This is a genomic window from Streptomyces sp. NPDC047525 (genome assembly GCF_040643025.1).
In the GTDB taxonomy this organism is placed as follows: domain Bacteria; phylum Actinomycetota; class Actinomycetes; order Streptomycetales; family Streptomycetaceae; genus Streptomyces; species Streptomyces durmitorensis.
On sequence record NZ_JBEYTL010000007.1, the window covers coordinates 26566 to 50856 of the forward strand.

Genomic DNA, 24291 nt, shown 5'->3' on the forward strand with positions numbered 1-24291 from the left:
CCTTAAGGGGGGTACGAGAGGGTCGCTGAGTGGCCGCGTCAGCGGCCCGTCTTGGGGGCCTTCCAGCGGGCTACGCCGCGGGCCGCCAGGTTGAGGATCATGATGAAGCCGATGAGGGCCAGGGCCGCCGCCCAGGCGCGGTCGTAACCGGCCTGGTTGCCCGCCGCGTACTGCTGGTAGATGTACAGCGGCAGCGAGGCCTGCGAGCCTTCGAACGGGTTCGTGTTGATCATGGGGTTGACCCAGACCAGGAGCAGGACCGGTGCGGTCTCGCCCGCGATACGGGCGACCGCGAGCATGACGCCCGTGGTGATGCCGCCGATCGCGGTGGGCAGGACCACCTTCAGGATGGTCCGCCACTTCGGGATGCCGAGGGCGAGTGACGCCTCCCGCAGCTCGTTCGGGACGAGCTTGAGCATCTCCTCCGTGGAGCGCACGATCACCGGCATCATCAGGATGGCGAGCGCCATGGCGCCGGCCCAGCCGGAGAAGTCGAAGCCCAGGATCAGGATCCAGAAGCTGAGGACGAACAGGCCCGCGACGATCGACGGGATGCCGGTCATGACGTCCACGAAGAACGTGACGACCTTGGAGAGCTTCCCGCGCCCGTACTCGACGAGGTAGATCGCGGTGAGCAGGCCGATCGGCACGGCGATGACGGAGGCCAGGAGCACCTGCTCCAGGGTGCCGATGATCGCGTGGTAGATGCCGCCGCCGGGCTCGTCGTCCGCGACCACGCCCATGGAGTGGGTCAGGAAGTAGCCGTTGAAGACGGTCGTGCCGCGCTCGACGGTCTCGTAGATCAGCGAGGTCAGCGGGACGACCGCGAGCAGGAACATCACCCACACCATCGAGGTGGCGAGGCGGTCCTTGGCCTGGCGGGTGCCCTCGACGGCGACCGCGAGGACGTACGAGGCGACGATGTAGAGGATGGCCGCGATCAGGCCCCACTGGATGCGGCTGTGCAGGTCCGCGCCCACGCCGATGCCGATGGCGACGGCCGCGGAGCCGAGCGCGACGACGGCCGGTGTCCAGCGCGGGAGGCGGGCGCCCTGCAGGCTCGCGGGCTTGACGATGGTGGCGCTCATGCGTTGGCCCCCGAGTACTCCTTGCGGCGCGCGATGATCATGCGGGCCGCGCCGTTGACCAGCAGCGTGATGATGAAGAGGACCAGGCCGGATGCGATGAGCGCGTCACGGCCGTACTCGGTCGCCTCGTTGAACTTGCTGGCGATGTTCTGCGCGAAGGTGCCGCCGCCGGGGTCGAGCACGGACGCGCTGATGAGGAAGGTCGGGGAGAGCACGGTGGCCACAGCGATGGTCTCGCCGAGCGCGCGGCCAAGGCCCAGCATCGAGGCGGAGATCACGCCGGAGCGGGCGAAGGGGAGCACCGACATGCGGATGGTCTCCCAGCGCGTGGCGCCGAGCGCGAGCGCGGCCTCCTCGTGCATCTTCGGGACCTGGAGGAAGACCTCACGGCTGACGTTCGTGATGATCGGCAGGATCATGATGGCGAGCAGGATGCCGACCGTCATCAGGGAGCGCGGGGCGCCGCCCTGGTACTCGAAGACGCCGGTCCAGCCGAAGTAGTCGTCGAGCCAGCTGTAGAGGCCGGTCAGGTTGGGCGCGACCACGAGGGCGCCCCAGAGGCCGTAGACGATCGACGGCACGGCGGCCAGCAGGTCGATCACGAAGGCGATGGGGGTCGCCAGCTTGCGCGGCGCGTAGTGCGAGATGAACAGCGCGATGCCGATGGCGACGGGGACGGCGATCACCAGGGCGATCACCGAGCTCACCACCGTGCCGAAGACCAGGACCGCGATGCCGAAGAACGGCTTGCCGCCGGTGGTGCCGCCGGCCGGGTCCCACTCGAACGTGGTGAGGAAGTTGCCCGTGTTGTCCGAGAGCGCGAGGGCCGCTCGGTAGGTCAGGAAGGCCGCGATGGCGGCCATGATCACGAGCAGCGCGATGCCGGAGCCGCGCGAGAGACCGAGGAAGATCCGGTCACCGGGGCGGGTCGCGCTGCGGCGTGGACGCTTCGGGGTGATGCCCGATGGCTTCACGTCATTGAGGGGTGGAGGTGCGGTCGTACTGCTGGGTATATCCATGGGATTCTCCGGTCTGCGGAGCCAATCACCGCTTCTTCAGCGGGAGTTGCTCCTGGCGGCGGTGCACCGGACGGTGCGGCCGGCCCTGACTCACGGGACCGGCCGCACTCGGTTCAGCTAGCTCAGGCCCGCGACGGTCGTGCGGACCTTGGAGATGATCTCGGCCGGGATCGGCGCGTAGTCGTTCTCCTTGAGGACGTTCTGGCCGTCCTCGCTCGCGATGTAGGTCAGGAAGGACTTGGTCGCGGCCAGGGTCTCGGCCTTGTTGCCCTTCTCGCAGAGGACCTCGTACGTCACCAGGGTGATCGGGTACGCGCCTTCGGCGGTCGGCTTGTAGTTGAGCTCCAGGGCGAGGTCGTTGCCCTTGCCGACGACCTTGGCCTCGGAGATCGCCTCGGAGGCGTTGTCGACGGTGGCCTTCACCGGCTCCTTGGCATCCGTCTTCAGGTCGACCGTGCTGATGCCGTCGGAGGCGTACGAGAGCTCGAAGTACGAGATGGCGCCGGGGGTCTGCTTGACCTGGCCCGCGACACCGGAGGAGCCGTTGGCGGACTGGCCGCCCTTGGCCTCCCAGGACTTGCCGGGCTCGTGCGACCAGGCGGAGGGGGCCGCGCCCTTGAGGTACTTGGTGAAGTTGTCCGTGGTGCCGGACTCGTCCGAGCGGTGGAACGCCTGGATCTTGGTGCTGGGCAGCTTGGCGTCGGGGTTCAGCTTCTCGATCGCCTTGTCGTCCCAGGTCTTGATCTTGTCGTCGAAGATCTTGGCGAGGGTCTCGGCGTCCAGGACGAGGTTGTCCACGCCGGGCACGTTGTAACCGACGGCGATCGGGCCGCCGACCATCGGCAGGTCGATGGCCTGGCTGTTCTTGCAGACCTTCTTCGAGGCCGCGATCTCCTCGGGCTTCAGCGCCGAGTCGGAGCCCGCGAACGCGGTCTGGCCCTGCATGAAGGCGGTGATGCCGGCGCCGGAACCCGTCGGGTTGTAGTTCAGCTGAACGTCCTTGCAGGTGGTCGAGTAGACCTTGCGCCAGGCGTCGATCGCGTTCTTCTGCGCGGACGAACCGGAGGCCGCGAGCTGGCCCTTGGCGTCATCGCACTTGATGTTGGCGTTGGCGTTGGTCTCCTTGCCGGTGCCACCGTCGCCGCCGCTCGTGTCGTCGGAGCCGCACGCCGTGAGGGCCAGGGCGCCGGAGACGGCGATGGCGCCGAGGGAGAGGGCGCGGAGCCGGTTCTTGCGCTGAAGCTTCACTTTTCGGGTCTTCCTTCCGGGAGCCGCCGGCCCTTTGCTGGCGGCGTGCGAGGTCTTCGTCGAGCGGTTCTGCGTTCTGCGTCCTGCGGTTCTGCGGTTCTGCGGTCTTACGTTGTGTTGTAAGGCTGAAATTAGGCAGGGCAGGTGAAGCCGCCAAAGGGCATGAGTGAACGGCGGGTGAACCTCGGCGGTCGGCCTGGTTAGGCAACGTGCTACGGAACGTAGCGGATCTGTTACGCCGGGTTGAGGACGCCGAGCAGGGCGTCGACGAGGTGCTGGTCACGGGGTTGCGTGAGCCTGTTGCGGGCCGCCGTCGGCGAGAGCCAGAGGATGCGGTCGACCTCGTCATTGGGTATGAAGTGGCCCTCGGCCACCTCCGCCGCCCAGTAGCGGACCTCTTTGGGGCGGCCCTGGGCCAGGTACCGGACCGTGGGGAGGCGGGCCCCGGGGGTGCAGCGGTGGCCGGTTTCCTCCTCGACCTCGCGCAGGGCACCGGCGAGGGCGTCCTCGGTCCGCTTCAGCTTGCCCTTGGGGTGCGACCAGTCGTCGTACTTCGGCCGGTGCACCAGGCAGATCTCCAGGCGGCCGTCGTGCGGGGAGTGACGCCACAGGACGCAGCCCGCGGCCAGGACGACTCCGCGCTCGTCGAGCGTCATGGGGCGCTCACCACCTCTGTCTCGCGGAGCCAGGCCTGGTGGAAGGCGAAGCGGGCCGCCTCGACCTCGTGGCGCTGGTCGGCGTGCAGGACGCCCAGGGCGTACGCCGTCGCCGGGGCGATGCGGGGGGTGCGGGCGGCCGATGCCGCCGCCGATGCGGCGTCCGCGGCCTCGCGGTGGCGGTCCAGGGCGTGGCCCGCTTCCGTCAGGCGCGGGTCCCCGCAGGGGTCGCCCGCGCTTCCGGTGAGGACTTCCTGGGCGTACCTGTGCAGGCGCAGGAGGGCGCGGGCCTTCAGCCAGGGGGTGTCCTGGGCCTCGGGGGCCTCGCCCGCGGCGAGGCCGTGCGTCAGCGCTTCCGCGTTGTACGGGTGGCCTGCCTGGCCGAGGGGGAGTGCGGCGACGGCTTCCGCGAGGTTCTCCTCGGCCTTTGCCGCCAGTGGCTTCAGGTCGTGGATGCCGGTGCTTCGGAGCGGGACCTCGCTCGCCAGTACGGCGACGTTGTCCGCCACTGCGTGGAAGCGGGAGGAGCCGAAGGCTTGCAGCGCGGCTGAGTGGGCCCTGGTCCGCGCCAGGGTGAGCTGCCGTTCCAGCAACGCCGCTGCCTTGGCTGCGCCTACTGTCAGGCCCCTCGGAGTACCGCCCTGTTCATCCGTACCCTGCGGTGAAGGCTGTGCCCACCCTCCCCCACTCTCGGCTGCGCTCGAGCGGGGGGACCCCCATCGCCGTGCGGAACGCCTGCCCACAGCCAGGACATCGGCATGATCCGTGGGCGGCGGTACCACCGGCGTACCCGAAAGGCGGTGCAGTGCGTCAAGCAGGCGTTCCAAGCGCGCCGCGTACGCATGTTCCCTCGCCAACGTGCCGGACAGCCAAGCCAGTTCGGGACGCAGCGCCGCCGCCCACTCCTGGTCCAGGAGCGGGCGGAACGTGTGCAGTGTGCCGCCGATGCGGCGGGCCGCGCGGCGCAGGGACATGGCCGCCTCCAGGGACACCTCGGCGCCCTGCGCGTCCGTCGTCGACTCGCGGTGCAGCCGCAGCGAGCGCAGGAACTCCGTGGCCTGGCCCTGCAGATAGGCCGACAGGACATCGCCTGTCGTCGTCTCATGGTTTAGCTGTGCCACGCCGGCGCCTCCGGGCGTCTATGAGCATCTCCTGTACGTTCCGCAGGGGCTGGCCCTCCGGATCCAGCGCGTGCCGGGTCCAGTTGCCGTCCGCGCCGAGGTGCCAGGAGGCGGTGGTGTCCGACATGCCGGTCTCCAGGAGCCGGTTCAGGGCCGCCCGGTGTGCCGGGTCGGTGACCCTGACCAGTGCCTCGATACGTCGGTCGAGGTTGCGGTGCATCATGTCGGCGCTGCCGATCCACACCTCGGGCTCGCCCGCGTTGCCGAAGGCGAAGACGCGGGAGTGCTCCAGGAAGCGGCCGAGCACGGAACGCACCCGGATCGTCTCCGAGAGCCCCGCGACGCCCGGCCGCACCGCGCAGATCCCGCGCACCCACACGTCCACCGGCACGCCGGCCTGCGACGCGCGGTAGAGGGAGTCCACGACCGCCTCGTCGACCATCGAGTTGCACTTGATGCGTACGTAGGCGGGGCGGCCCGCGCGGTGGTGCTGTATTTCCTTGTCGATGCGTGAAATGAGCCCGTCGCGCAGGGACTTGGGGGCGACGAGGAGACGGCGGTAGGTCTCGCGGCGCGAGTATCCCGAGAGCCGGTTGAAGAGGTCGGACAGGTCGGCGCCCACCTCCTGCTTGGCGGTGAGCAGCCCCAGGTCCTCGTAGAGGCGGGCCGTCTTGGGGTGGTAGTTGCCCGTGCCCACGTGCGAGTAGCGGACCAGCGACTCGCCCTCCTGGCGGACGACGAGCGAGAGCTTGCAGTGCGTCTTCAGGCCGACCAGGCCGTAGACGACATGGCAGCCCGCCTCCTCCAGCTTCCGCGCCCACTTGATGTTCGCCTGCTCGTCGAAGCGCGCCTTGATCTCGACCAGGACGAGCACCTGCTTGCCCGACTCGGCGGCGTCGATCAGCGCGTCGACTATGGGGGAGTCGCCCGACGTCCGGTACAGCGTCTGCTTGATCGCCAGGACGTCCGGGTCGGCGGCCGCCTGCTCCAGGAAGGCCTGCACGGACGTGGAGAACGAGTCGTACGGGTGGTGCAGCAGGACGTCGCGCTCCCGCAGGGCGGCGAAGATGTCCGGCGCGGACGCCGACTCCACCTCGGCGAGGTCGCGGTGCGTGCCCGCGATGAACTTCGGGTACTTCAGCTCGGGCCGGTCCAGGGCCGCGATGCCGAAGAGCCCGGTCAGGTCGAGCGGGCCCGGCAGCGGATAGACCTCGGCCTCGCTGATCTTCAGCTCGCGCACGAGGAGGTCGAGGACGTTCCGGTCGATGGACTCCTCGACCTCGAGGCGCACCGGCGGCCCGAAGCGCCGCCGCATGAGCTCCTTCTCCAGGGCCTGCAGGAGGTTCTCGGCGTCGTCCTCCTCCACCTCCAGGTCCTCGTTCCGGGTGAGCCGGAACATGTGGTGCTCCTGGATCTCCATGCCCGGGAACAGCTCCGCGAGGTGCGCGGGAGCGGCGATGACGTCCTCGATGGGGACGTACCGCGAGGGGGAGGCCTCCAGGAAGCGGGAGAGCAGCGGCGGCACCTTCACGCGGGCGAAGTGCGTGTGGCCCGACACCGGGTTGCGCACGACCACGGCGAGGTTGAGCGAGAGCCCCGAGATGTACGGGAAGGGGTGCGCGGGGTCCACGGCCAGCGGGGTCAGGACGGGGAAGATCTGCTGCCGGAAGAGCGTGAAGAGGCGGGACTGCTCCTTCTCGGTCAGCTCGTTCCAGCGGACCAGGTGGATGCCCTCGTCGGCGAGGCCGGACGCGACGTCCTCCTGGTAGCAGGCGGCGTGCCGGGCCATGAGCTCGCGGGAGCGGTTCCAGATCAGCTCCAGGACCTCGCGGGGCTGAAGGCCCGAGGCCGAACGGGTGGCGACGCCGGTCGCGATGCGGCGCTTGAGACCGGCCACCCGGACCATGAAGAACTCGTCCAGGTTCGAGGCGAAGATCGCCAGGAAATTAGCCCGTTCGAGTAGCGGTGTGTTCGGGTCCTCGGCGAGCTCAAGGACACGCTCGTTGAAGGCGAGCCAGCTGCGCTCCCGGTCCAGGAATCGGCCCTGTGGAAGCTCCTGGCCGTCGTGTCCTACCTGGCCGTCCTCGTCGTACGCGTCGAGATCCGCGTCGATGTCGGGGTCGAGATCCGACACCGCCGCCGACAGCGTGTGCGGGCGGTGCGCGGCGATGGAGCCGACGGAGGGCTGGGCGTGCTGGACCTGACCTTGCGTGCTGGGCTGGCTCATGGCCCCATTCTTCCGCGCGGGGACCCCGATGGGCGCGTCGGAGAGTGCCGGGGTGAGGACGAGCTTCCCGTTCATGGGGGGAGGGTCGGGCACGGCGGGCTGCATTGAGCGAGGGTCGCAAGCCAGTCTGAATCACTGGTTACGGCGACATGACGTGCGGGACATGTGCCGGAGTCCCCCGGACGTCTACACGTCCGGGGGTCTGTTCCCGCCGGGCGCGGGCTTCAGGGCGTACGGCGCCTGAGCACGCGGAACGCGGCGTACGCGGCTGCCGCGGCGAGGGCAAGGACGATGCCGGTCTCGATCAACTGGACGTACCAGAAGTGGGAATGGGGGTGGACTTCGGCGTACCAGCCGGTGATGCGGGTGTCGGACGGGCAAGGGAAGTCGGCCATCTGCTCGGGGGAACACTGTCCGGCCACGAACCGTTCACCGGCGGCGTTGTGGACCCCCATGTCCATGATGAGGGAGTCCACGGGGACGTCATGCATCGTGTAGCCCGTGCTCCTGCCCGAGGCGGGCCCCGAGACCGTGGTCACCGGGAACAGGTGCCAGCGCACGCTGCCCAGGGCGAAGAGAATGCCGCCGGTGACGACGCCGGTGACGGACATGCCGAGCAGCGTGCGCCGCAGGAGCAGTCCGGCGAGCGCGCCGACGGCCACCGCGAGCAGGCAGTATGCGATGAGGACGGGGCCGATCGCCTCATACACGCCCCGGTCGGACCAGGACAGGTTCCAGCGCCCCAGGAGGCCGGAGGCGCCGAGCTGGAAGACCCCCATGAGCGCGAGCGCCCCGGCCGCGCTCAGCGCCGCGGCCACGGTCAGCTTCGAGGCGAGCCAGCGCGCGGGGGAGACCGACTGGGTCCAGGCGAGCCGGTGCAGTCCGGTCTCCAGCTCACGGCCGACCATCGGGCCCGCGACGAAGGCACCGGCCAGCAGGGGAAGGATCAGGAGGGCCAGCGCGGCGTTGGCCATGTAGGCGTTCAGGAGGTCATGGGCGCTGGCGAAGCCGAGGAAGGCGTTCTCGCAGGGGCCGCCGCTGCTGCCGCAGTCGTTGATCGTCGCGGGATAGGCAGCCGCGGCCCACCGGAAGTAGCCCGTCAGCAGGGCCGCGAGGACGATCGCCGCGCCCGCGGTCCACAGCGCGGTGCGATGCACCCGGACGTCGGCCCAGCGCGGACCGCGCAGAAGAGGGGAGCTCATGCCGTCACCTCGCGCTCGGCGGGCGTCGTGCTCGGCGTCAGCAGCGCCGGTGCTTCGGGGGAGCGCAGATGAGCCAGCAACAGTTCCTCCAGGGACGGCTCTTCGACGTCCCAGCCGTCGGCGACCGGGCGGCCGTCGGGCCGGATCAGCGAGGCCAGGCCGCGCCCGGTGGCGCGGGACTCGACGACGGTGTGCGGGGCGAGATCCTCGACGGGGCGGCGCCCGGTGACCAGGGCGTGCGCGGAGACGAGGTCGTCGATGCCGCCGCCGAGCCGGACCCGGCCGCCGGACACCAGGAGCAAGTGGTCGCAGGACTCGGCCAGTTCGCCGACGATGTGCGAGGACATCACCACGGTCGTGCCGTGCTCGGCGGCCTGTGCCATCAGCGTCCCCATCAGCTGATGGCGGGCGAGCGGGTCGAGGTCGGCCATCGGCTCGTCCAGGAGCAGGAGCCGGGCCCGCTTGCCAAGGGCGAGGGCGAGCGCGACGCGGGTGCGCTGACCGCCGGAGAGCGTGCGCACGCGCAGCTTCGGGTCCAAGTCCCCCTCACCTACGACGCGTTCGGCGATGGCGGCGTCCCAGCGCCCGGGGTTCAGCTCGGCGCCGAGCCGCAGGGTGTCGGCGATGCTGAGCTGCGGATAGAGCGGCTTGTCCTGGGCGACGTACGCGACGTGCTCGCGCGCGGCGGCCGGGTCGGTGCCGAGCACGGTGAGCGTGCCCTCGGTGGGCCTCATGAGCCCGGCCGCGAGGGTGAGCAGCGTCGACTTGCCCGCGCCGTTGGGCCCCACGACCGCGCATATCCTTCCGGCGGGCAGCCGGAAGGAGCAGTCGCGCAGGGCATGGCCCCGCCGCCCGTAGCTCTTGGCAAGCGCGGCCGCCTCGATGGCGGTGTCGGTCATGCGTGGTCCCCCTTGGTCACGTGCTGTGCGTGCTCGGAGTCGTCCGAGTGCCCTGACTGCGTGAACTGCTCTTCGAGTACGGCGCTGAACAGCGCCGCGACGTCGTCCCTCTCCAGACCGGAGGCGCGGGCACGGGCGGCCCACTGGCTCAACTCGCCCCGCAGTGGGGAGTCGGCGGGCGTGGACCCCAGCGACTTCCGCACGAAGGTGCCGAGCCCGCGGCGGGCCTCGACCAGGCCCTCGCGCTCCAGTTCGCGGTAGGCCTTCAGGACCGTGTTCGGGTTGATGGCCGTCGCCTCGACGACCTCGCGGGCCGTGGGCAGCTTGTCCCCCGGTTCCAACAGGCCCAGGCGCAGGGCCTGTTGGGTCTGCTGGACGATCTGGAGATAGGTGGCGACGCCGCTGCGCCGGTCGATACGGAACTCGACCATGCTCTGCACCACCCTTTCACTAATTGAGTAGTGAAAGGGTGGTGCAAGGGGGTGCGTTCCGTCAAGGGGTCGATGACCTTGTAACGTCTGCCGCTCAGCATTGACGTGAACACGTTTGGAAAGTCGGGGGACTTACCTTGTCCATGCCTCCGCCGCCTCAAGGCGGCTACCAGCAGCCGTACGGTCAGCAGCAGCAACCGCAGTACGGCCAGCAGCCCTACGGTCAGCAGCCCTACGGTCAACAGCCGTACGGTCAGCAGCAGTTCGCACCGCCCCAGCCCCAGCCGCCCCAGCAGCCCCAGCGCCCGCGCGGCGGCGGCTCGTTCAACCGGCAGTCACCGCTGATGAAGGTGGTGACCCTGCTCATCGCCGCCGTCATCGCGGGCGTCTGGTGGTACAGCAGCCGGGGCAACACCACCGGCCCCGGCAGCGAGGCCGCCAAGGAGCCCGCGGCCACCGAGGTCGGCGACTGCGTACGGAACAAGGGGTCCGACAGCAGCCCGGACATGGAGACCGTCGACTGCTCCGGCGCCACGGCGGAGTACAAGGTCACGAGCACGCACGAAGTCGAGTGCGAGCCGGGTGAGTCCCGCTACGAGCAGACGCGGCGCGGGCGGGTGCAGTACAGCATGTGCCTGAAGCCGCTCGAACCGAAGTAGGCGAGAGGGCCCGGACAGCAGGAAGGGCGCGGTGTTCCTCCGGGGAACACCGCGCCCTTTCCGCGTTTCCTGCGGGGCCTATGACTCCGTCCGGTACATCAGATCCGTCTCGTGCGTGATGAACCCCAGCCGCTCGTAGACGCTCACCGCCGCCTTGTTGTCCGCGTCCACGTAGAGCATCGCGGTCGGCAGGCCCGCCCCCGCCAGGTGGTTCAGGCCGATGGTGGTCAGCGCCTTGCCCAGGCCGCCGCCCTGTGCGCCGGACCGCACCCCGAGGACGTACACCTCGCCGAGGCCCTCGTCCGCGTGCACCTTGGTCCAGTGGAAGCCGATCAGTTCGCCGTCCTTCTCGGCCAGGAAGAAGCCCTCCGGGTCGAACCACGGCTCGGCCTTGCGGTCGTCCAGGTCGCGCTGGGTGAGGGAGCCCTGCTCGGGGTGGTGGGCGAAGGCGTCGGCGTTCACCGCGAGCCAGGCCGCGTCGTCCTGGCCGGGGACGAAGGCGCGTACCGATACACCGTCGGGCAGGACGGGGTCGGGCAGGTCCAGGTCGCCCAACGAGCGCCGCATCTGGCGCAGTTCGCGGAAGAGGGTGAGCCCGAGCACCTGCGCGAGGTGCCGCGCGGCCGAGTGCCCGCCGTGCGCCCAGATCCGCAGCCGCCGGCCGGACTCGGCGAGCAGCGCGGTGCCGAGCGCGCGCCCGTGCCCGCGGCCCCGGTGCGCGGGGTGCACGACGAGCTCGGCGGCGGGGGCCTCGATGGGGTCGGTGTCCTCCAGCTGCGCGTACCCGACGAGCTCGTCGCCGACGCCGAGCAGCAGGTGCCGCACGCCGGTCCGCGCGCCTCCCCGCAGCTGCAGCCGCCCCTGCTCGGACACGGCCTGCTGGCCGTCCGAGCGGGCTGCTTCCGCGATGAGCCCGAGAACGGCGTCGGCCTGGTCGGAGGTGAGGGCGGCGACCGTGTCGATCTGCCGCAGGGGGGCGGGAGGCTGCTGCTCGTCAGTCATGGAGTCGAGGGTACGGCGACGGCAGGTCGAGCAGCAGATCACGGACGTATTCACCCGCGCGCTCGCTCGTCCCCGCTCGTCCCTCGTACGCCGTCACGCTTGTCCCAAGTGTCCGCAACGCCCCCCACGGCAACCACCTCGTAACCCGTAACCCCCTGTCGCGCTACGCGCGTTGACTTTAGGCTGCGCGGAGTTTCACACCCTCAGCCGTCTCATACCTCTCCCAGGGGGACCCGTGCCAGCCACTCCTCAGCCACGTCGGCCCAGACGCCGCGCCACTCGTGTGCTCGCCGCCGCGGCCGGTCTCGCCACGCTCGGTGCGCTGGCCGCCGCGCTGCCCGCGAGCGCCGGGCAGTCCGCCGGACAGGATGCTGCGGGCGCGGCGGGCAAGAAGCGCACCGTCGACGTGCAGCTGCTGTCCTTCAACGACTTCCACGGCAATCTGCAGCCGCCGGCCGGATCATCGGGCCAGGTCACGGAGAAGCAGCCCGATGGGACCGAGAAGAAGATCGACGCGGGCGGTGCCGAGTACCTCGCCACGTCTCTTCGTACGGCCCGCAAGGGGAACCCCTACAGCGTCACGGCGGCGGCCGGTGACCTCATCGGCGCGAGCCCGCTCCTGTCCGGCCTGTTCCACGACGAGCCGACGATCGAGGCGATGAACAAGCTCGACCTGGACGTCACCAGCGTCGGGAACCACGAGTTCGACGAGGGCGCCAAGGAGCTGGCCCGCATGCAGAAGGGCGGCTGTCACCCCAAGGACGGCTGCTTCGAGAAGGGCAAGAAGTTCAAGGGGGCGGACTACCCCTACCTCGCGGCCAACGTGACCGACGAGAAGACGGACAAGCCCGTCCTCAAGCCGTACTGGGTGTGGAAGCACAAGGGCGTGAAGGTCGGCTTCATCGGCGTGACCCTTGAGGGCACGCCCGACATCGTCTCGGCCGACGGCGTCAAAGGGCTCAAGTTCCACGACGAGATCGAGACGGTCAACAAGTACGCCAAGATCCTCGACAAGCAGGGCGTGAAGTCGATCGTCACGCTGATCCACGAGGGCGGCGCCCCGGCGTCGCAGAGCTACAACTACGACTGCGACTCCCCGGGCGCGGGCGACGGCATCTCGGGTCCGATCACCACCATCGCCAAGGGCATCACGCCCAAGGTCGACGCCCTGGTCACCGGGCACACGCACGCCGCGTACGTCTGCACGGTCCCGGACCCGGCGGGCAAGCCGCGCATGGTCACGTCCGCCTCGTCCTTCGGGAAGCTCTACACGGACACGACGCTCACGTACGACCGCAAGACCAAGGACATCGTCCGTACGAGCGTGAAGTCCGCGAAGTCGAAGAACCACGTCGTCAGCCGCGAGCAGGCCAAAGCCCGCGACATGACCTCGCTCATCCAGCGCTGGGACAAGCTGGCCGCGCCCATCGCCGACAAGCCTGCCGGTTTCATTTCCGGCGACATCCCCGGCCGTGGCGCCACCACTCCCGAGGCGCCGCTCGGCGACCTGATCGCGGACGCGCAGCTCGCGCACGGCAAGTCGCTCGACCCCGAGACGGATCTGGCGCTGATGAACCCCGGCGGCATCCGCTCCGACCTCGTCCACAAGGCGAGCGGGAGCGAGGGTGACGGCGTGGTGACGTACGGCGAGGGCTTCACCGTGCAGCCGTTCAGCAACACGGTCAATCTCGTCGACCTGACCGGCGCCCAGCTGATCACCGGCCTCAAGCAGCAGGTGAGCGGGTCGAACGAGGCATCCCCGAAGATTCTGCAGATCTCGGACGGCCTGACGTACACGCTCGACATGACCAAGTCGGGCGCCGATCGTGTCGTGACGGACTCGATCAAGCTGGGCGGCAAGGCGATCGATCCGGCCACCACGTACCGTGTGGCAATGAACTCCTTCCTCGCGGGCGGCGGCGACGGCTTCGCCGAGCTCGGCAAGGGCACGAAGCCGCTGGTCGGCAGCGATGACCTGAAGGCATTCAACGACTACCTGACCGCCAACTCCTCGGCGGACAAGCCGATCGCGCCGCCCAAGGCGGACAGGATCACCATCGTGAAGTGAATGACGCGTTAACAGATGCGCTCAGAAGGTGGCCCAAATCGGTGGTTACTGGGCGTGAGGCTTGGGGTGGGGTGTGAACGTATGGTGAAATCAGCTGATGCGTTCCCCCCACCGCATAGCCACGCTTCCGCCCGATCACAACCAGGCCTATCCGTCTGATGGTTGGCACGCCGCATCGGTTCCCCCAGAAGCAGCCTCAGAGGCGGTAGAGACCACCGCTCCCCTGAATCCGTACGACGAGCTCGGCGCCCTCGCGTCGCCGAACCCGCTGGAGGACTTCCTCCACGAGACGGACGACGAGGCCGACAGGTCCGACGCCCCCTGGCAGCCGCCGAACCACCGCCGCGGCAGCCGCAGCCGCCGCCGCAGCAACCGGTTCGCCGGGCTCCCGCTCGCCGCGAAGGCCGTCGTCGCACTCCTGGTCGCCACCGCCTTCCTCGGCCTCGGTGACCGCTGGGCCCTGCTCTACGCCGAGCACGAGGCCGCGGAGAAGCTCAAGGACTCCATGCACCTGAGCGCCACGCCCGAGGTCGACATCGAGGGCTTCCCCTTCCTGACCCAGGTCGTCGACAAGCGCGTGGACAAGGTCAAGGTCACCGTCCCGGACGTCGCGGCCGACCGGATCTCGCTCGCCCAGGTCTCCGCCACCGCCAACGACGTGAAGATCACCGGCGACGGCGCCACCGACATCAAGGGCGCCCTCATCTCCGAGATGAACGGCGAGGTGCTGCTCTCCTTCGACGACCTGAACCGTGAACTGGGCGCGTCCCAGGTCACGTTCACCGGCCACGGCCGCGACCAGGTGCTCGCCCGCGGCACGCTGCCCGTCGCGGGCCACGACCTGAAGCTGCGCGCCGACGCCCGCATCCAGCGCAACGGCGACCGCGGCATCTCCACCGACATCGGCAGGATGAGCCTGCAGATCGGCGACCTGGCGACCTACCGGCCCGGCACCCGCGAGTCCGAGGGCCTGCACCTCAGCAAGAAGTCCGCGGACCGGCTCGCCGAGGAGACCGCCAAGGCGAAGGCGCTGCTCTCCGTCCCGTCGATCGTCGAGCGGCTCGGGGTGCCGGACTCGGTGGTCAGCGGGGCACTCAAGAGCGACTCCAAGCTCCACGACCTGGTGGGCTCGCCGCGCTTCATCAACGACGTGATGGGCCTGAACCTCATCGACGTCGCCATGGGCCACCCCGAGCTCCTGAAGAAGCTGGGCCTCGACCCGGCGCTCCTCAAGGGCCTCTCCCAGCTCACCCGCCCCGTGCTCGCCGACCGCCTCACTCTCGCCTTCCAGCTGCCGAAGCTGCCGGGGGACGGGCACGTGTGGCTGAAGGACGTCAGCGTGCAGGACGACGGGATCCGGGTGCGGCTCACGGGTACGGGGCTGAGCATCGGCAAGTAGGGGCCTAGCCGGTCGGGGGCGGGGTGGGCGCACCCGGCAGGCGGACCGTCGCCACCGTCCCGCCGCCCTGAGCGTGCTCCAGCGCCACCTGGCCGCCCGACTGGTGCACGGTGCGGGCCACGATGGACAGGCCGAGGCCCGATCCGGGGAGACTGCGGGCCGACGGGGAGCGCCAGAAGCGGTCGAAGACGTGCGGGAGTTCGTCGTCGGGGATGCCGGGGCCGTGATCGCGGACGGTCAGCGCGCCGTCCTTCAGGGCCACCTCGACGGTGGAGCCGGGGGGTCCGAATTTCACCGCGTTGTCCAGGATGTTCACGGTGGCCCGCTCAAGGGCCGCGGGCTCCGCGCGGACGTACCAGGGGGCGAGGTCCGCGGCGAACGTCAGCTCGGGCCCGCGCAGACGCGCCCGCTCCAGTGCGTTCTCCACGACCTCGTGCAGGGCGATGACCTGCACCTTGCCGCCCTGCCCGGTGTCCGGGCGGGACAGCTCCTGCAAGTCGCCGATCAGCGAGGCGAGTTCGGTCATCTGCGCCGTCACGGAGGCGAGCAGGGCCTTGCGGTCGTCGGGCGGGATGGCCCGTCCGGTGTCCTCGCTGCGGGCGAGCAGCTCGATGTTCGTACGGAGCGAGGTGAGGGGGGTGCGCAGCTCGTGTCCCGCGTCGGCGATGAGTTGTTGCTGCAGGTCGCGCGATGAGGCGAGCGATGCGGTCATGGAGTTGAAGGAGCGCGAGAGGCGGGCGATCTCGTCGTCGCCCTCGGCGGGGATCCTCAGGTCCAGATCCTCCGTGCGGGCCACGTGCTCCACGGCCGCGGTGAGCTCGTCCACCGGGCGGAGGCCGGTACGGGCCACCCAGAGGCCGGCGGCGCCTGCGCCGAGTACGCCGATTCCGGCGACGAGGACGAGGACCAGGACCAGGTTGCCCAGGGTGTCGTCGACCTCGCTGAGGGGCCGGGCCACGGAGACCGCGAGAGGCTGTCCGTCCAGGGGGTAGGTGAGGACGCGGTACTTGGCGCCGTTCGACGCCGTGGCGGTGTGGATCACCTGAGTAGACGTGCGGTCGGCGACATCGACGTCCCCGGGGGAGACCTCGATGGACTGCTTGCCGGAGATGACGCAGCTGTTGCCCTTGCGGTCGACGACCTGGACCGTCGACTTGAACGGGTTCGGATCATTCTCCTGGTTGCTGATGACCGACGCGTGGCGGCACTGTCCGTTGCCGTCGATCAGGCTGAGCACGAGCTGATCCGGCACCCGGTTGGAACTCAGCGCTTCGTCCAGCGAGTTGATCAGCGCGGTGCGCACCACGAACCAGCACACGACGGCGGCCGCCGCGACCGCCAACGCGACCGCCGTGGCCACCAGCATGGCAAGGCGTGAGCGGAGCGGCAGCGCCCGGAAGCGCCGGACGAGCCCCTTCACTCGCCACCCCCGGACCCCGGCCGCAGCACGTACCCCACACCCCGCACCGTATGAACGAGGCGAGGCTCGCCCCCCGCCTCGGTCTTGCGGCGCAGGTACATGACGTACACGTCCAGGGAGTTGGAGGAGGGCTCGAAGTCGAAGCCCCAGACGGCCTTCAGGATCTGCTCCCGCGTGAGGACCTGCCGGGGGTGCGCGAGGAACATCTCAAGGAGGGTGAACTCCGTGCGGGTCAGCTCCACCGTCCGCGCCCCGCGAGTGACCTCACGCGTCGCGAGGTCCATCCGCAGGTCGCCGAAGGCGAGCGTGTCGCCCTCCTCGGCCTGGCCCGCCGCAGCCGCGTACGAGCTGCGGCGCAGGAGTGCCCGGATCCGGGCGAAGAGCTCGTCGAGCTCGAACGGCTTGACCAGATAGTCGTCGGCGCCCGCGTCGAGCCCCGTGACGCGGTCGCCCACGGTGTCGCGCGCGGTGAGCATCAGGATGGGCGTCAGGGACCCGGTGGCGCGGAGCCGGCGCGCGGCGGTGAGGCCGTCCATGCGGGGCATCTGGATGTCGAGGACGACGAGGTCGGGGCGGTAGGCCGCCGCCTTCTCAAGGGCGTCGGCGCCGTCGACGGCGACCTCCGTGCCGTACCCCTCGAAGGCGAGGCTGCGCTGCAGCGCCTCCCGCACGGCGGGCTCGTCGTCGACGATCAGGATGCGCTGCTGCTGCTCGCCTTCGGCGGGGCTCATCGGCTTGTGACTTCCTTGAGTGCGGGTCGGACGGGGCCGGTATCAGCCTCGCACGCGCGCGCGGGGCTTGCGGCGCGCGGCGGGGCGGGACGACACCTGGGAGGCGGCCACTTCCGGGGCACGGGCCGCGGTGGCGCCGTGCAGCTCCCCGGCCACGGCGAGCGGGAGGCCGAGCCCCGCCGGATCGGTGTCCGGCTGCCCCCAGCCGATGGTGACGGCGAGCGCGTGCCGGGCGCGGTTGACGGTGATCAGGGTTCCGGACATGGCGGCCTCCAAGGAGGGGTGGTCGGGGTCAGTCGGTGGCGCCGGCGCGCAGGGTGTCGAGGTCGGCCTTGACCGTGTTGATCGGGATGGCGAATCCGAGTCCGACGCTGCCCGAGCTCGACTCGGTGCCGCTCTGCGAGGAACTGGGCGAGTACATCGCGGAGTTGATGCCGACGATGTTGCCGTTCATGTCGATGAGGGCGCCGCCGGAGTTGCCCGGGTTGAGCGAGGCGTCGGTCTGCAGGGCCTTGTACGTGGTCTTCGACGACCCGGTGTCGCCGTTGAACTGCTCGCCGCCGTACTCGAACGGCCAGCCGCCACCGCCCTGCTGTTGCTGCTGCCCCTGGTCCTCGTCCGTCGAGACGGTGACGTCACGGTCGAGGGCGGAGATGATGCCGCTGGTGACGGTGCCGGTGAGGCCCTCGGGGGAGCCGATCGCCACGACGTCGTCGCCGATCTTCACGTTGTCGGAGTTGCCGAGGCTCGCGGGCTTGAGGCCGGATGCGCCCTCGACCTTGATCAGCGCCAGGTCCTTCTTGCTGTCGGTGCCGACGACCTTGGCGTCGTACGTCTTGCCGTCGTTCGTCTTCACCTTGACCGACGAGGCTCCGGAGATCACGTGGTTGTTCGTGATGATCTCGCCGTCGTCCGTGATGACCACGCCGGATCCGGTGGCCTCGCCCGCGCTGGACTTCGCGCTGATCTCCACGATGCTGGGGCTGACCGCCTCGGCGACGCCGGAGACGGTGCCCTTCTGGCTGGTGGGCACGACGTTCGTGTTGGTGGCGCTGCTGGAGGAGCCGTCCTTGCCGGTCAGCTCCTGGAAGGCGTAGGCGGTGCCGCCGCCGACTGCCGCTGCCGCGATGGCGACGGCGGCGAGCAGGGCCAGGGGGCCGCGTGCCCGGCGCCGGTGCTTCGGCGGCTCTTCCGGTGCGTAAGCGGGCGGGGGCGGGTACGCGCCCGGCGTACCGCCATGGTGAACAGGCGCTGACGACTGCTGCTGCTGGGGGTACTCACCGCTGGTTGTCATGGAATCCAGGCTGCGGGGCCTTCATGAGAGGCGGCTGAGTACGCCCTGAGAACACCGGTAGAAGTGCGTATGCCCCATATAAAGGTGCTCAAGGCTGCCGCTGCGCGGCGATGCTTTCCCGCCCACCCACCCGATTACCCCGCAGCTGCCCGCCCTTGCCAGCCGCTCCCGCTGTGGGTGGGGGTGGTGGGGGCCGCCGGGCCGCTCCCGCTGTGGGCAGGCGTTCCGCAAGGCGGAACGGGTGGGCACAGCCCACCGCTGCCGGGTGCCGATGGAGCCGAGGGTCAGCTGCAGCCGCAGGACTGCCGGACCACAAGACGGGACGGGAACAGCTTCAACCGCTCCCGGCGCGAACCGGCGACCCGAAGCCCGTCGTCCAGGACAAGATCGACCGCGGCGCGAGCCATCGCGGGCCGATCCGAAGCAACCGTCGTCAGCGGCGGGTCCGTAAGGCCCGCCTCCTTCACATCATCGAACCCGGCGACGGCCAACTGCCCCGGCACATCGATCCGCAGCTCCCGCGCAGCGCGCAGAATGCCGATCGCCTGGTCGTCGGTGGAGCAGAAGATGGCGCTCGGCCGATCCGGCCGGGCAAGCAGCTCCAGCGCCATCTGATACGCGTCATAGCGGTTGTACGGCGCCTCGAAGAGCCGCCCCTCCACCGACCGCCCGGCCTCCCGCATGGCCCGCCGCCACCCCTCGACATGGTCGGAGACGGGGTCACCCACCGTCGGGGTCTCGGCCGTGCCGCCGACACAGGCGACGTACTCGTGCCCGTGCTCGAGAAGGTGCCGCGTGGCCAGCTGCGCGCCGCCCAGGTCGTCCGTGACGACGGCGACGTCGTCGATCGCCTCGGGCCGCTCGTGAAGCAGCACGACCCGCGCGTCCCACGCGTCGATCTCCGCGGCCGCCGAATCGGTCAGGCCGTGGCTGACGAGGATGAGGCCGGAGACCCGCATGCCGAGGAAGGCCCGCAGATAGTGGGCCTCGCGCTCGTCCACGTAGTCCGTGTTGCCGACCAGCACCATTTTTCCGCGCTCGGAAGCCGCCTGCTCCACGGCATGCGTCATCTCCGCGAAGAACGGCTGGCGCGCGTCCGGCACGATCATGCCTATGAGGTCGGTACGCCTCGACGCCATGGCCTGGGCCACCCGGTCAGGGCGGTACCCCAGCTCTTTGATCGCGGCGAGTACACGCTCGCGCGTGGCCGGGGCAACCGGCCGGGGTCCGTTGTTGATGACATAGCTGACGACGGCGGTGGAAGTACCCGCAAGTCGCGCCACGTCATCCCGAGTCACCTTGGCCACGCGCGGAGTCTACGCGGATGGAACTACCGCTGGGCAGGGCGTACGGCAGCTTCCTTCGGCGCGGACGCGGCGGGTGCCGCGTCCCGCTTCGGGATCTCCCTGTGCTGCTCCCTGCGCTCGCCCTCGGCCGGCGGAGTGGCCGCCTTCGTCTTGGCCTCGTCGGCCGCACGTTCGACCTTCTCCGGGGTCACGAAGCGATAGCCGACATTCCGGACGGTGCCGATGAGCGACTCGTGCTCGACACCGAGCTTCGCGCGAAGGCGCCGTACGTGGACGTCGACCGTCCGCGTGCCGCCGAAGTAGTCGTAGCCCCAGACCTCCTGGAGCAGCTGGGCCCGCGTGAACACGCGCCCGGGGTGCTGCGCCAGGTACTTGAGCAGCTCGAACTCCTTGAAGGTCAGGTCCAGGACCCGGCCCTTGAGCTTCGCGCTGTACGTCGCCTCGTCCACGGAGAGATCGCCGTTGCGGATCTCCATGGGGGAGTCGTCGGCGGTGATCGACTGGCGGCCCATCGCGAGCCGCAGACGCGCCTCGACCTCGGCAGGACCTGCCGTGTCGAGGAGTACGTCGTCGATGCCCCAGTCGGCGGTGACGGCCGCGAGGCCGCCCTCCGTGACGACGAGGACGAGTGGACAGCCGGGTCCCGTGGAGCGGAGGAGCTGGCAGAGGCTGCGGACCTGAGGCAGGTCACGGCGGCCGTCGATCAGGATGACGTCGGCACCAGGGGTGTCGACGAGGGCCGGGCCTTCGGCGGGGGCCACCCGCACGTTGTGCAGCAGCAGGCCGAGGGCGGGAAGCACCTCCGTCGACGGCTGAAGGGCATTGGTAAGGAGCAGCAGAGAACTCATCGCCGCCCACCTGCCTGGGTCGTCCTACGGTTGTGCACGGTTCGCTCGCCCATAACGTCGGTTCCTCCTCGGTCCCTGCGAGGACGTTTACGGCACTGCTTCGTACTGATTCCTGCGGCGGGGACCCCGCGCCCTGGGATCCCCACGTGCGGTTTCCCCACTTCGTGACGGCCGATGCGACTGGCCGTATACAAGGCTTCAGAAAGCACGAAAGGACCCGGGGGCTTCGCTGCCCGGATCCTCTGCCAAGGAGAATAGCCCACATGACATCCGGTCCGGCAGGTCAAGCGGCGGGATCTTCTGTGCCGCCGATCACTCGCGCTCCTTCCCGCGTTCAACGGAGCGCAACGCTCCGTACACAGGACGGGGTCGGCATCGACGCGGCGTACGACCCCGGGCCCGACCCCGCGGGGGAGCTCGCGATCGTGCTCGCGCACGGCTTCACGGGCGGCCTCGACCGGCCGCACGTGCGCCGCGCCGCGGGTGTCTTCGCCCAGCGTGCGGCCGTGATCACGTTCTCCTTCCGGGGCCACGGGGCATCCGGCGGGCTCTCCACGGTCGGTGACCGCGAGGTGCTCGATCTGGCGGCCGCGGTTCAGTGGGCGCGCTCCCTCGGCCATGCGCGGGTGGTGACCGTGGGCTTCTCGATGGGCGGTTCCGTGGTGCTCCGGCACGCGGCGCTCGCCGGTGCCGCGCATGGGGGGCGCACGGAAGCGCGGGTTGACGCGGTGATCGCCGTGAGCGCTCCGGCGCGGTGGTTCTACCGCGGGACGGCGCCGATGCGGCGGCTGCACTGGGTCGTGACGCGTCCCCTGGGGCGCGTGGTGGGCCGCCTCGGCCTGCGCACGCGAATCCACCCGCACGAGTGGGACCCCGTCCCCCTCTCACCGGTGGAGTCGGTCCCGCTGATCGCGCCCACGCCGCTCCTGATCGTGCACGGCGACCGGGACCCGTACTTCCCCGTGGACCACCCCCGGATGCTGGCCGCCGCCGCGGAGGGCGGGGCGGAGCTGTGGCTGGAGGAGGGGATGGGGCACGCGGAGAACGCGGCGGACGACGCCCTGCTCGGTCGGATCGCCGAGTGGGCCACGGCATCATGGACGTCGGCAACCGCCGATACGTGAGTCGGCAACCGCCGATCGAGAGGAGCTGCCATGGTGAACGGCACCATTCGTTACTGGGCCGCGGCCAAAGCAGCCGCAGGCGTCGCGGAGGAGCCGTACGCCGCGACGACGCTCGCCGAGGCGTTGGACGCGGCACGCGAGCGACACCCCGGTGAGCTGGTCCGTGTACTGCAGCGATGCTCGTTCCTCATCGACGGCGACCCCGTGGGTACCCGTGGGCATGAGACGGTACGGCTGGCCGAGGGCGGCACGGTCGAGGTGCTCCCGCCGTTCGCAGGAGGGTGAGCAGCGACATGAGCGATCCGCGCTATCAGGGGTACGAGGGTTACGGGGACTACGACCCGTACCGCCAGGAGCATCCCCCTGCTCCCGAGCAGCAGCAGCCTTACGCTCCTGAGCAGCAGGGCTATCCCTCCGAGCAGCAGCAGTACGCCGCTCAGCAGCAGTACCAGTACCCCCCGCAGCAGCAGCCGTACGCCCAGGACTCGTACACCCAGCAGTGGGAGGGGCAGACCTGGGACACGCAGATCCAGCCCTCGCCCGCGGTGGACGTGACGGATACGGCCTATCTGCCCCCGCAGGCCTATGGGCAGCCGTTGCCTTCGGAGCCCGCCGTTGCTCACGCCGAACCCGGCAGCCTTGGTCGCCATGCCCACCTGCCCATGGCCGGGGCGGAGCCCGAGCCCGAAGCCGACCCCGCCACCTACGGCCCCGCCACCACCACCGGCAACCCCCGCGTCACCGACGCCCAGCGTGCCCGTGCCGAAGGGCGGTCGCCGGTCATAGAGCCGGGGATCCAGCCCGCCGCGCTGACCGCCGTCCTCGGTCTTCTGCTGGCCGGTACGGCCGCCGTCGGGCAGTACGCACTCCTCGTGCCGCTGATCCTGCTGCAGGCCGTCACCGCCGCCGGCTGGTTCCGGCTCAACGGGATGTGGCCCGCGCGGCAGGGCATCGCGCTCGCCTTCATGGGCGGTGTCGTCGCCGACATCGCGCTGCTCGTCACCGGCAAGGCGCACGCGCCCGCCGCCATCCTCGGCACCCTGGGCGTGTGGGTGCTGCTCGTGCTCGTCCTGCAGCTGCGCAGCCGCGCCTCCGCCGACGAGCGGATGTACGGGCTGATGGCGACCGTCGTGTCCGCCGCGCTCGCGATCATCGCGACCGGGCATCTCGCGGCGTCGGAGGACGCCGTGACGGTGGGCGGCATCGCCGTCGCGGTCGCCGTGATCGCCCGCGCGCTGCCCCTGCCGACGCCCGCATCCGTGGTCGTCGCGCTGCTCGCCGCGGCCGGAGCGGGCATCGCCGTCGGCGGCACGACGGACTTCGGCAGCAAGGGCGCGCTGCTCGGCCTCGGTGCCGGTGTCTGTGCGCTGATCGGCCACCGCGTGGCCAGCTACGACTATCCGTCGCGCTTCGTGCACATGACGGCGGGCGTCGCCCTGCCGCTCGCCGCCGCCGCCCCGGCCGTCTACGTCCTGGGCCGTGCCATCGGCTGACGGCTTACGGCGGAAGTCGGTCGTCGCGGCTGATCGTCACAGCTGATCGACAGGTCCCCGGTCGGGCTCTCCCGCCGGGGACCTGTCCTTTAGGCTCGCGGCAAAAGCAGTTGAGTCGGGGGCACAAGGTGGGGGAACACCGGACATGAGCAAGCGCGCCGTACGAATATCTCTGACCGTCGTCGTGATCCTGGGGGGCCTCTTCGTGGGCGCCGACCGCCTCGCGGTGGGCTTCGCGGAGGACGAGGCGGCGGAGAAGCTGCGTACCAGCGAGGGGCTGAGCGAGACACCCGACGTCTCCATCAAGGGCTTTCCCTTCCTGACGCAGGTCGCGGGCGGCACGCTCGACGACGTCGAGATCGGCATCCAGGACTACGACGCCACCTCCGGCTCCGACAAGATCCGCATCGCCGATCTGAACGCCCGCATGCAGGGCGTCGAGTTCTCCGGCGACTACAGCTCCGCCACCGCCGACAAGGCCACCGGCACGGCCCGGATCTCGTACGACGAGCTGCTCAAGGAGGCGCAGGGCGAGCCGCCGGTCGAGCTGCCCCTCGGCGCCACCGGCAAGGTGGTCGGGCTCTCGGACGGCGGCGACGGCAAGATCAAGGTCGAGGTCGAGGTGAGCAAGGGCGGCACGAAGCTGCCCAAGCCGGTGCACGTGCTGAGCTCGGTCCGGGTCGAGGACGACACGATCAAGGTGAACGCCGACGAGATCCCGAAGAAGTTCGAGGTCATGGGCGTCTCGATCCCCCTCCCCGAGGGCCTGGTCCGCGATGTGACCGACTTCGAGGAGAAGGTCAGCGGCCTGCCGGGCGGCATCAAGATCGACGAGGTGACGCCGGCCGAGGACGGCGTGGACATCTCCGTCAAGGGCACGAACGTGAAGCTCGCGGGCTGAGGCCTGGCGGGGCCGCCCGGAGCGGCCGTTCCGCAGTACGAGACAGAGCCGTCCGCGCGATGGATGCGGCGAGGGTGAACCCGGCCCTCCGCCCCCGCGCGGGCGGCTTCGTCGTTCAATCAATCTCACGATACGGATGATCGCGTCTCATCAT

23 protein-coding genes are annotated in these 24291 nt (G+C 70.2%); 7 read left to right on the forward strand and 16 right to left on the reverse strand.

Annotation, left to right across the window (positions count from 1 at the left end; all coding sequences use genetic code 11):
• Nucleotides 1-38 precede the first annotated feature (38 nt).
• From pstA to ABZ833_RS21065, 9 genes are all read right to left on the reverse strand, one after another.
• On the reverse strand, nt 39-1088 hold the full coding sequence (pstA, locus tag ABZ833_RS21025) for a phosphate ABC transporter permease PstA (RefSeq protein ID WP_361048821.1): 1050 nt from the start codon (nt 1086-1088) through the stop codon (nt 39-41).
• Nucleotides 1085-2107: a phosphate ABC transporter permease subunit PstC gene (gene pstC / locus ABZ833_RS21030; protein WP_361048823.1), complete on the reverse strand. Its 1023-nt coding sequence runs from the start codon at nt 2105-2107 to the stop codon at nt 1085-1087. Before pstC ends, pstA begins: the two co-directional genes overlap by 4 nt.
• A 117-nt stretch (nt 2108-2224) precedes the next feature.
• Entirely contained in the window at nt 2225-3355 is a 1131-nt protein-coding gene (gene pstS / locus ABZ833_RS21035) for a phosphate ABC transporter substrate-binding protein PstS (protein WP_361048825.1), read from the reverse strand.
• Nucleotides 3356-3588: 233 nt separating this feature from the next.
• Nucleotides 3589-4011, reverse strand: coding sequence for an NUDIX hydrolase (locus ABZ833_RS21040; RefSeq protein ID WP_361048827.1), 423 nt, complete (start codon nt 4009-4011; stop codon nt 3589-3591).
• Nucleotides 4008-5132: a CHAD domain-containing protein gene (locus tag ABZ833_RS21045; protein ID WP_361048829.1), complete on the reverse strand. Its 1125-nt coding sequence runs from the start codon at nt 5130-5132 to the stop codon at nt 4008-4010. The genes ABZ833_RS21040 and ABZ833_RS21045 overlap by 4 nt, the downstream gene beginning before the upstream one ends.
• The gene (locus ABZ833_RS21050; protein WP_249589102.1) at nt 5113-7359 is read right to left on the reverse strand and encodes an RNA degradosome polyphosphate kinase; all 2247 of its coding nucleotides are present in this window, start codon (nt 7357-7359) and stop codon (nt 5113-5115) included. Before ABZ833_RS21050 ends, ABZ833_RS21045 begins: the two co-directional genes overlap by 20 nt.
• Before the next feature lie 224 nt (nt 7360-7583).
• Nucleotides 7584-8561 carry an ABC transporter permease gene (locus tag ABZ833_RS21055; RefSeq protein ID WP_361048831.1) on the reverse strand — a complete coding sequence of 326 codons (978 nt, stop codon included), beginning with the start codon at nt 8559-8561 and terminating at the stop codon, nt 7584-7586.
• Complete coding sequence (locus ABZ833_RS21060) at nt 8558-9460, reverse strand: ABC transporter ATP-binding protein (protein WP_361048833.1); 903 nt, start codon at nt 9458-9460, stop codon at nt 8558-8560. Before ABZ833_RS21060 ends, ABZ833_RS21055 begins: the two co-directional genes overlap by 4 nt.
• A complete protein-coding gene (locus ABZ833_RS21065) occupies nt 9457-9891 on the reverse strand; it encodes a GntR family transcriptional regulator (RefSeq protein WP_361048835.1) in 435 nt (144 codons plus the stop codon). Before ABZ833_RS21065 ends, ABZ833_RS21060 begins: the two co-directional genes overlap by 4 nt.
• A gap of 143 nt (nt 9892-10034) precedes the next feature.
• Here ABZ833_RS21065 and ABZ833_RS21070 point away from each other — a divergent pair, with 143 nt between their 5' ends.
• The gene (locus ABZ833_RS21070) at nt 10035-10550 is read left to right on the forward strand and encodes a hypothetical protein (RefSeq protein WP_361048837.1); all 516 of its coding nucleotides are present in this window, start codon (nt 10035-10037) and stop codon (nt 10548-10550) included.
• A gap of 78 nt (nt 10551-10628) precedes the next feature.
• Here ABZ833_RS21070 and mshD read toward each other — a convergent pair whose 3' ends face one another.
• Complete coding sequence (gene mshD / locus ABZ833_RS21075; protein WP_361048839.1) at nt 10629-11552, reverse strand: mycothiol synthase; 924 nt, start codon at nt 11550-11552, stop codon at nt 10629-10631.
• Between the two features lie 235 nt (nt 11553-11787).
• On the opposite strand from mshD, the gene ABZ833_RS21080 reads away from it, so the two are divergent.
• Nucleotides 11788-13620, forward strand: a complete 1833-nt coding sequence (locus ABZ833_RS21080) for a bifunctional metallophosphatase/5'-nucleotidase (protein WP_361048841.1) — start codon at nt 11788-11790, stop codon at nt 13618-13620.
• A gap of 97 nt (nt 13621-13717) precedes the next feature.
• Nucleotides 13718-15019: a DUF2993 domain-containing protein gene (locus ABZ833_RS21085; RefSeq protein ID WP_361048843.1), complete on the forward strand. Its 1302-nt coding sequence runs from the start codon at nt 13718-13720 to the stop codon at nt 15017-15019.
• 4 nt (nt 15020-15023) lie between these two features.
• Here the strand turns inward: ABZ833_RS21085 and ABZ833_RS21090 are convergent, their stop codons facing one another.
• The 6 genes from ABZ833_RS21090 to ABZ833_RS21115 form a co-directional block, all read right to left on the reverse strand.
• Nucleotides 15024-16439 (reverse strand): HAMP domain-containing sensor histidine kinase, encoded by a 1416-nt coding sequence (locus ABZ833_RS21090; RefSeq protein ID WP_361048845.1) that lies wholly within the window; start codon nt 16437-16439, stop codon nt 15024-15026.
• The gene (locus ABZ833_RS21095) at nt 16436-17170 is read right to left on the reverse strand and encodes a response regulator transcription factor (protein WP_361048847.1); all 735 of its coding nucleotides are present in this window, start codon (nt 17168-17170) and stop codon (nt 16436-16438) included. The genes ABZ833_RS21090 and ABZ833_RS21095 overlap by 4 nt, the downstream gene beginning before the upstream one ends.
• A gap of 42 nt (nt 17171-17212) precedes the next feature.
• The gene (locus ABZ833_RS21100; protein ID WP_361048849.1) at nt 17213-17434 is read right to left on the reverse strand and encodes a hypothetical protein; all 222 of its coding nucleotides are present in this window, start codon (nt 17432-17434) and stop codon (nt 17213-17215) included.
• A 28-nt stretch (nt 17435-17462) separates the two neighbouring features.
• Nucleotides 17463-18464, reverse strand: a complete 1002-nt coding sequence (locus ABZ833_RS21105) for a trypsin-like peptidase domain-containing protein (protein ID WP_361048851.1) — start codon at nt 18462-18464, stop codon at nt 17463-17465.
• Nucleotides 18465-18748: 284 nt separating this feature from the next.
• Nucleotides 18749-19771: a LacI family DNA-binding transcriptional regulator gene (locus tag ABZ833_RS21110; protein WP_249589113.1), complete on the reverse strand. Its 1023-nt coding sequence runs from the start codon at nt 19769-19771 to the stop codon at nt 18749-18751.
• A 23-nt stretch (nt 19772-19794) separates the two neighbouring features.
• Nucleotides 19795-20619 (reverse strand): response regulator transcription factor, encoded by an 825-nt coding sequence (locus ABZ833_RS21115; RefSeq protein ID WP_361048853.1) that lies wholly within the window; start codon nt 20617-20619, stop codon nt 19795-19797.
• Between the two features lie 263 nt (nt 20620-20882).
• Between ABZ833_RS21115 and ABZ833_RS21120 the strand changes: the two genes are divergently transcribed.
• From ABZ833_RS21120 to ABZ833_RS21135, 4 genes are all read left to right on the forward strand, one after another.
• Nucleotides 20883-21743 (forward strand): alpha/beta fold hydrolase, encoded by an 861-nt coding sequence (locus ABZ833_RS21120; protein ID WP_361048854.1) that lies wholly within the window; start codon nt 20883-20885, stop codon nt 21741-21743.
• A 30-nt stretch (nt 21744-21773) separates the two neighbouring features.
• Nucleotides 21774-22028 carry a MoaD/ThiS family protein gene (locus ABZ833_RS21125; protein ID WP_249589116.1) on the forward strand — a complete coding sequence of 85 codons (255 nt, stop codon included), beginning with the start codon at nt 21774-21776 and terminating at the stop codon, nt 22026-22028.
• A gap of 8 nt (nt 22029-22036) precedes the next feature.
• The gene (locus ABZ833_RS21130) at nt 22037-23236 is read left to right on the forward strand and encodes a hypothetical protein (RefSeq protein WP_361048856.1); all 1200 of its coding nucleotides are present in this window, start codon (nt 22037-22039) and stop codon (nt 23234-23236) included.
• A gap of 145 nt (nt 23237-23381) precedes the next feature.
• Nucleotides 23382-24137 carry a DUF2993 domain-containing protein gene (locus ABZ833_RS21135; protein ID WP_249589118.1) on the forward strand — a complete coding sequence of 252 codons (756 nt, stop codon included), beginning with the start codon at nt 23382-23384 and terminating at the stop codon, nt 24135-24137.
• Nucleotides 24138-24291 lie beyond the last annotated feature (154 nt).

Coding starts and splice junctions, on each gene's coding strand:
- pstA (WP_361048821.1), bottom strand. CDS start 1,088: ATGAGCGCCACCATCGTCAAGCCCGCGAGCCTGCAGGGCGCCCGCCTC.
- ABZ833_RS21135 (WP_249589118.1), top strand. CDS start 23,382: ATGAGCAAGCGCGCCGTACGAATATCTCTGACCGTCGTCGTGATCCTG.
- ABZ833_RS21125 (WP_249589116.1), top strand. CDS start 21,774: ATGGTGAACGGCACCATTCGTTACTGGGCCGCGGCCAAAGCAGCCGCA.
- pstC (WP_361048823.1), bottom strand. CDS start 2,107: ATGGATATACCCAGCAGTACGACCGCACCTCCACCCCTCAATGACGTG.
- ABZ833_RS21085 (WP_361048843.1), top strand. CDS start 13,718: ATGCGTTCCCCCCACCGCATAGCCACGCTTCCGCCCGATCACAACCAG.
- mshD (WP_361048839.1), bottom strand. CDS start 11,552: ATGACTGACGAGCAGCAGCCTCCCGCCCCCCTGCGGCAGATCGACACG.
- ABZ833_RS21105 (WP_361048851.1), bottom strand. CDS start 18,464: ATGACAACCAGCGGTGAGTACCCCCAGCAGCAGCAGTCGTCAGCGCCT.
- ABZ833_RS21120 (WP_361048854.1), top strand. CDS start 20,883: ATGACATCCGGTCCGGCAGGTCAAGCGGCGGGATCTTCTGTGCCGCCG.
- ABZ833_RS21065 (WP_361048835.1), bottom strand. CDS start 9,891: ATGGTCGAGTTCCGTATCGACCGGCGCAGCGGCGTCGCCACCTATCTC.
- ABZ833_RS21095 (WP_361048847.1), bottom strand. CDS start 17,170: ATGAGCCCCGCCGAAGGCGAGCAGCAGCAGCGCATCCTGATCGTCGAC.
- ABZ833_RS21070 (WP_361048837.1), top strand. CDS start 10,035: ATGCCTCCGCCGCCTCAAGGCGGCTACCAGCAGCCGTACGGTCAGCAG.
- ABZ833_RS21060 (WP_361048833.1), bottom strand. CDS start 9,460: ATGACCGACACCGCCATCGAGGCGGCCGCGCTTGCCAAGAGCTACGGG.
- ABZ833_RS21100 (WP_361048849.1), bottom strand. CDS start 17,434: ATGTCCGGAACCCTGATCACCGTCAACCGCGCCCGGCACGCGCTCGCC.
- ABZ833_RS21050 (WP_249589102.1), bottom strand. CDS start 7,359: ATGAGCCAGCCCAGCACGCAAGGTCAGGTCCAGCACGCCCAGCCCTCC.
- ABZ833_RS21040 (WP_361048827.1), bottom strand. CDS start 4,011: ATGACGCTCGACGAGCGCGGAGTCGTCCTGGCCGCGGGCTGCGTCCTG.
- ABZ833_RS21130 (WP_361048856.1), top strand. CDS start 22,037: ATGAGCGATCCGCGCTATCAGGGGTACGAGGGTTACGGGGACTACGAC.
- ABZ833_RS21055 (WP_361048831.1), bottom strand. CDS start 8,561: ATGAGCTCCCCTCTTCTGCGCGGTCCGCGCTGGGCCGACGTCCGGGTG.
- ABZ833_RS21115 (WP_361048853.1), bottom strand. CDS start 20,619: ATGAGTTCTCTGCTGCTCCTTACCAATGCCCTTCAGCCGTCGACGGAG.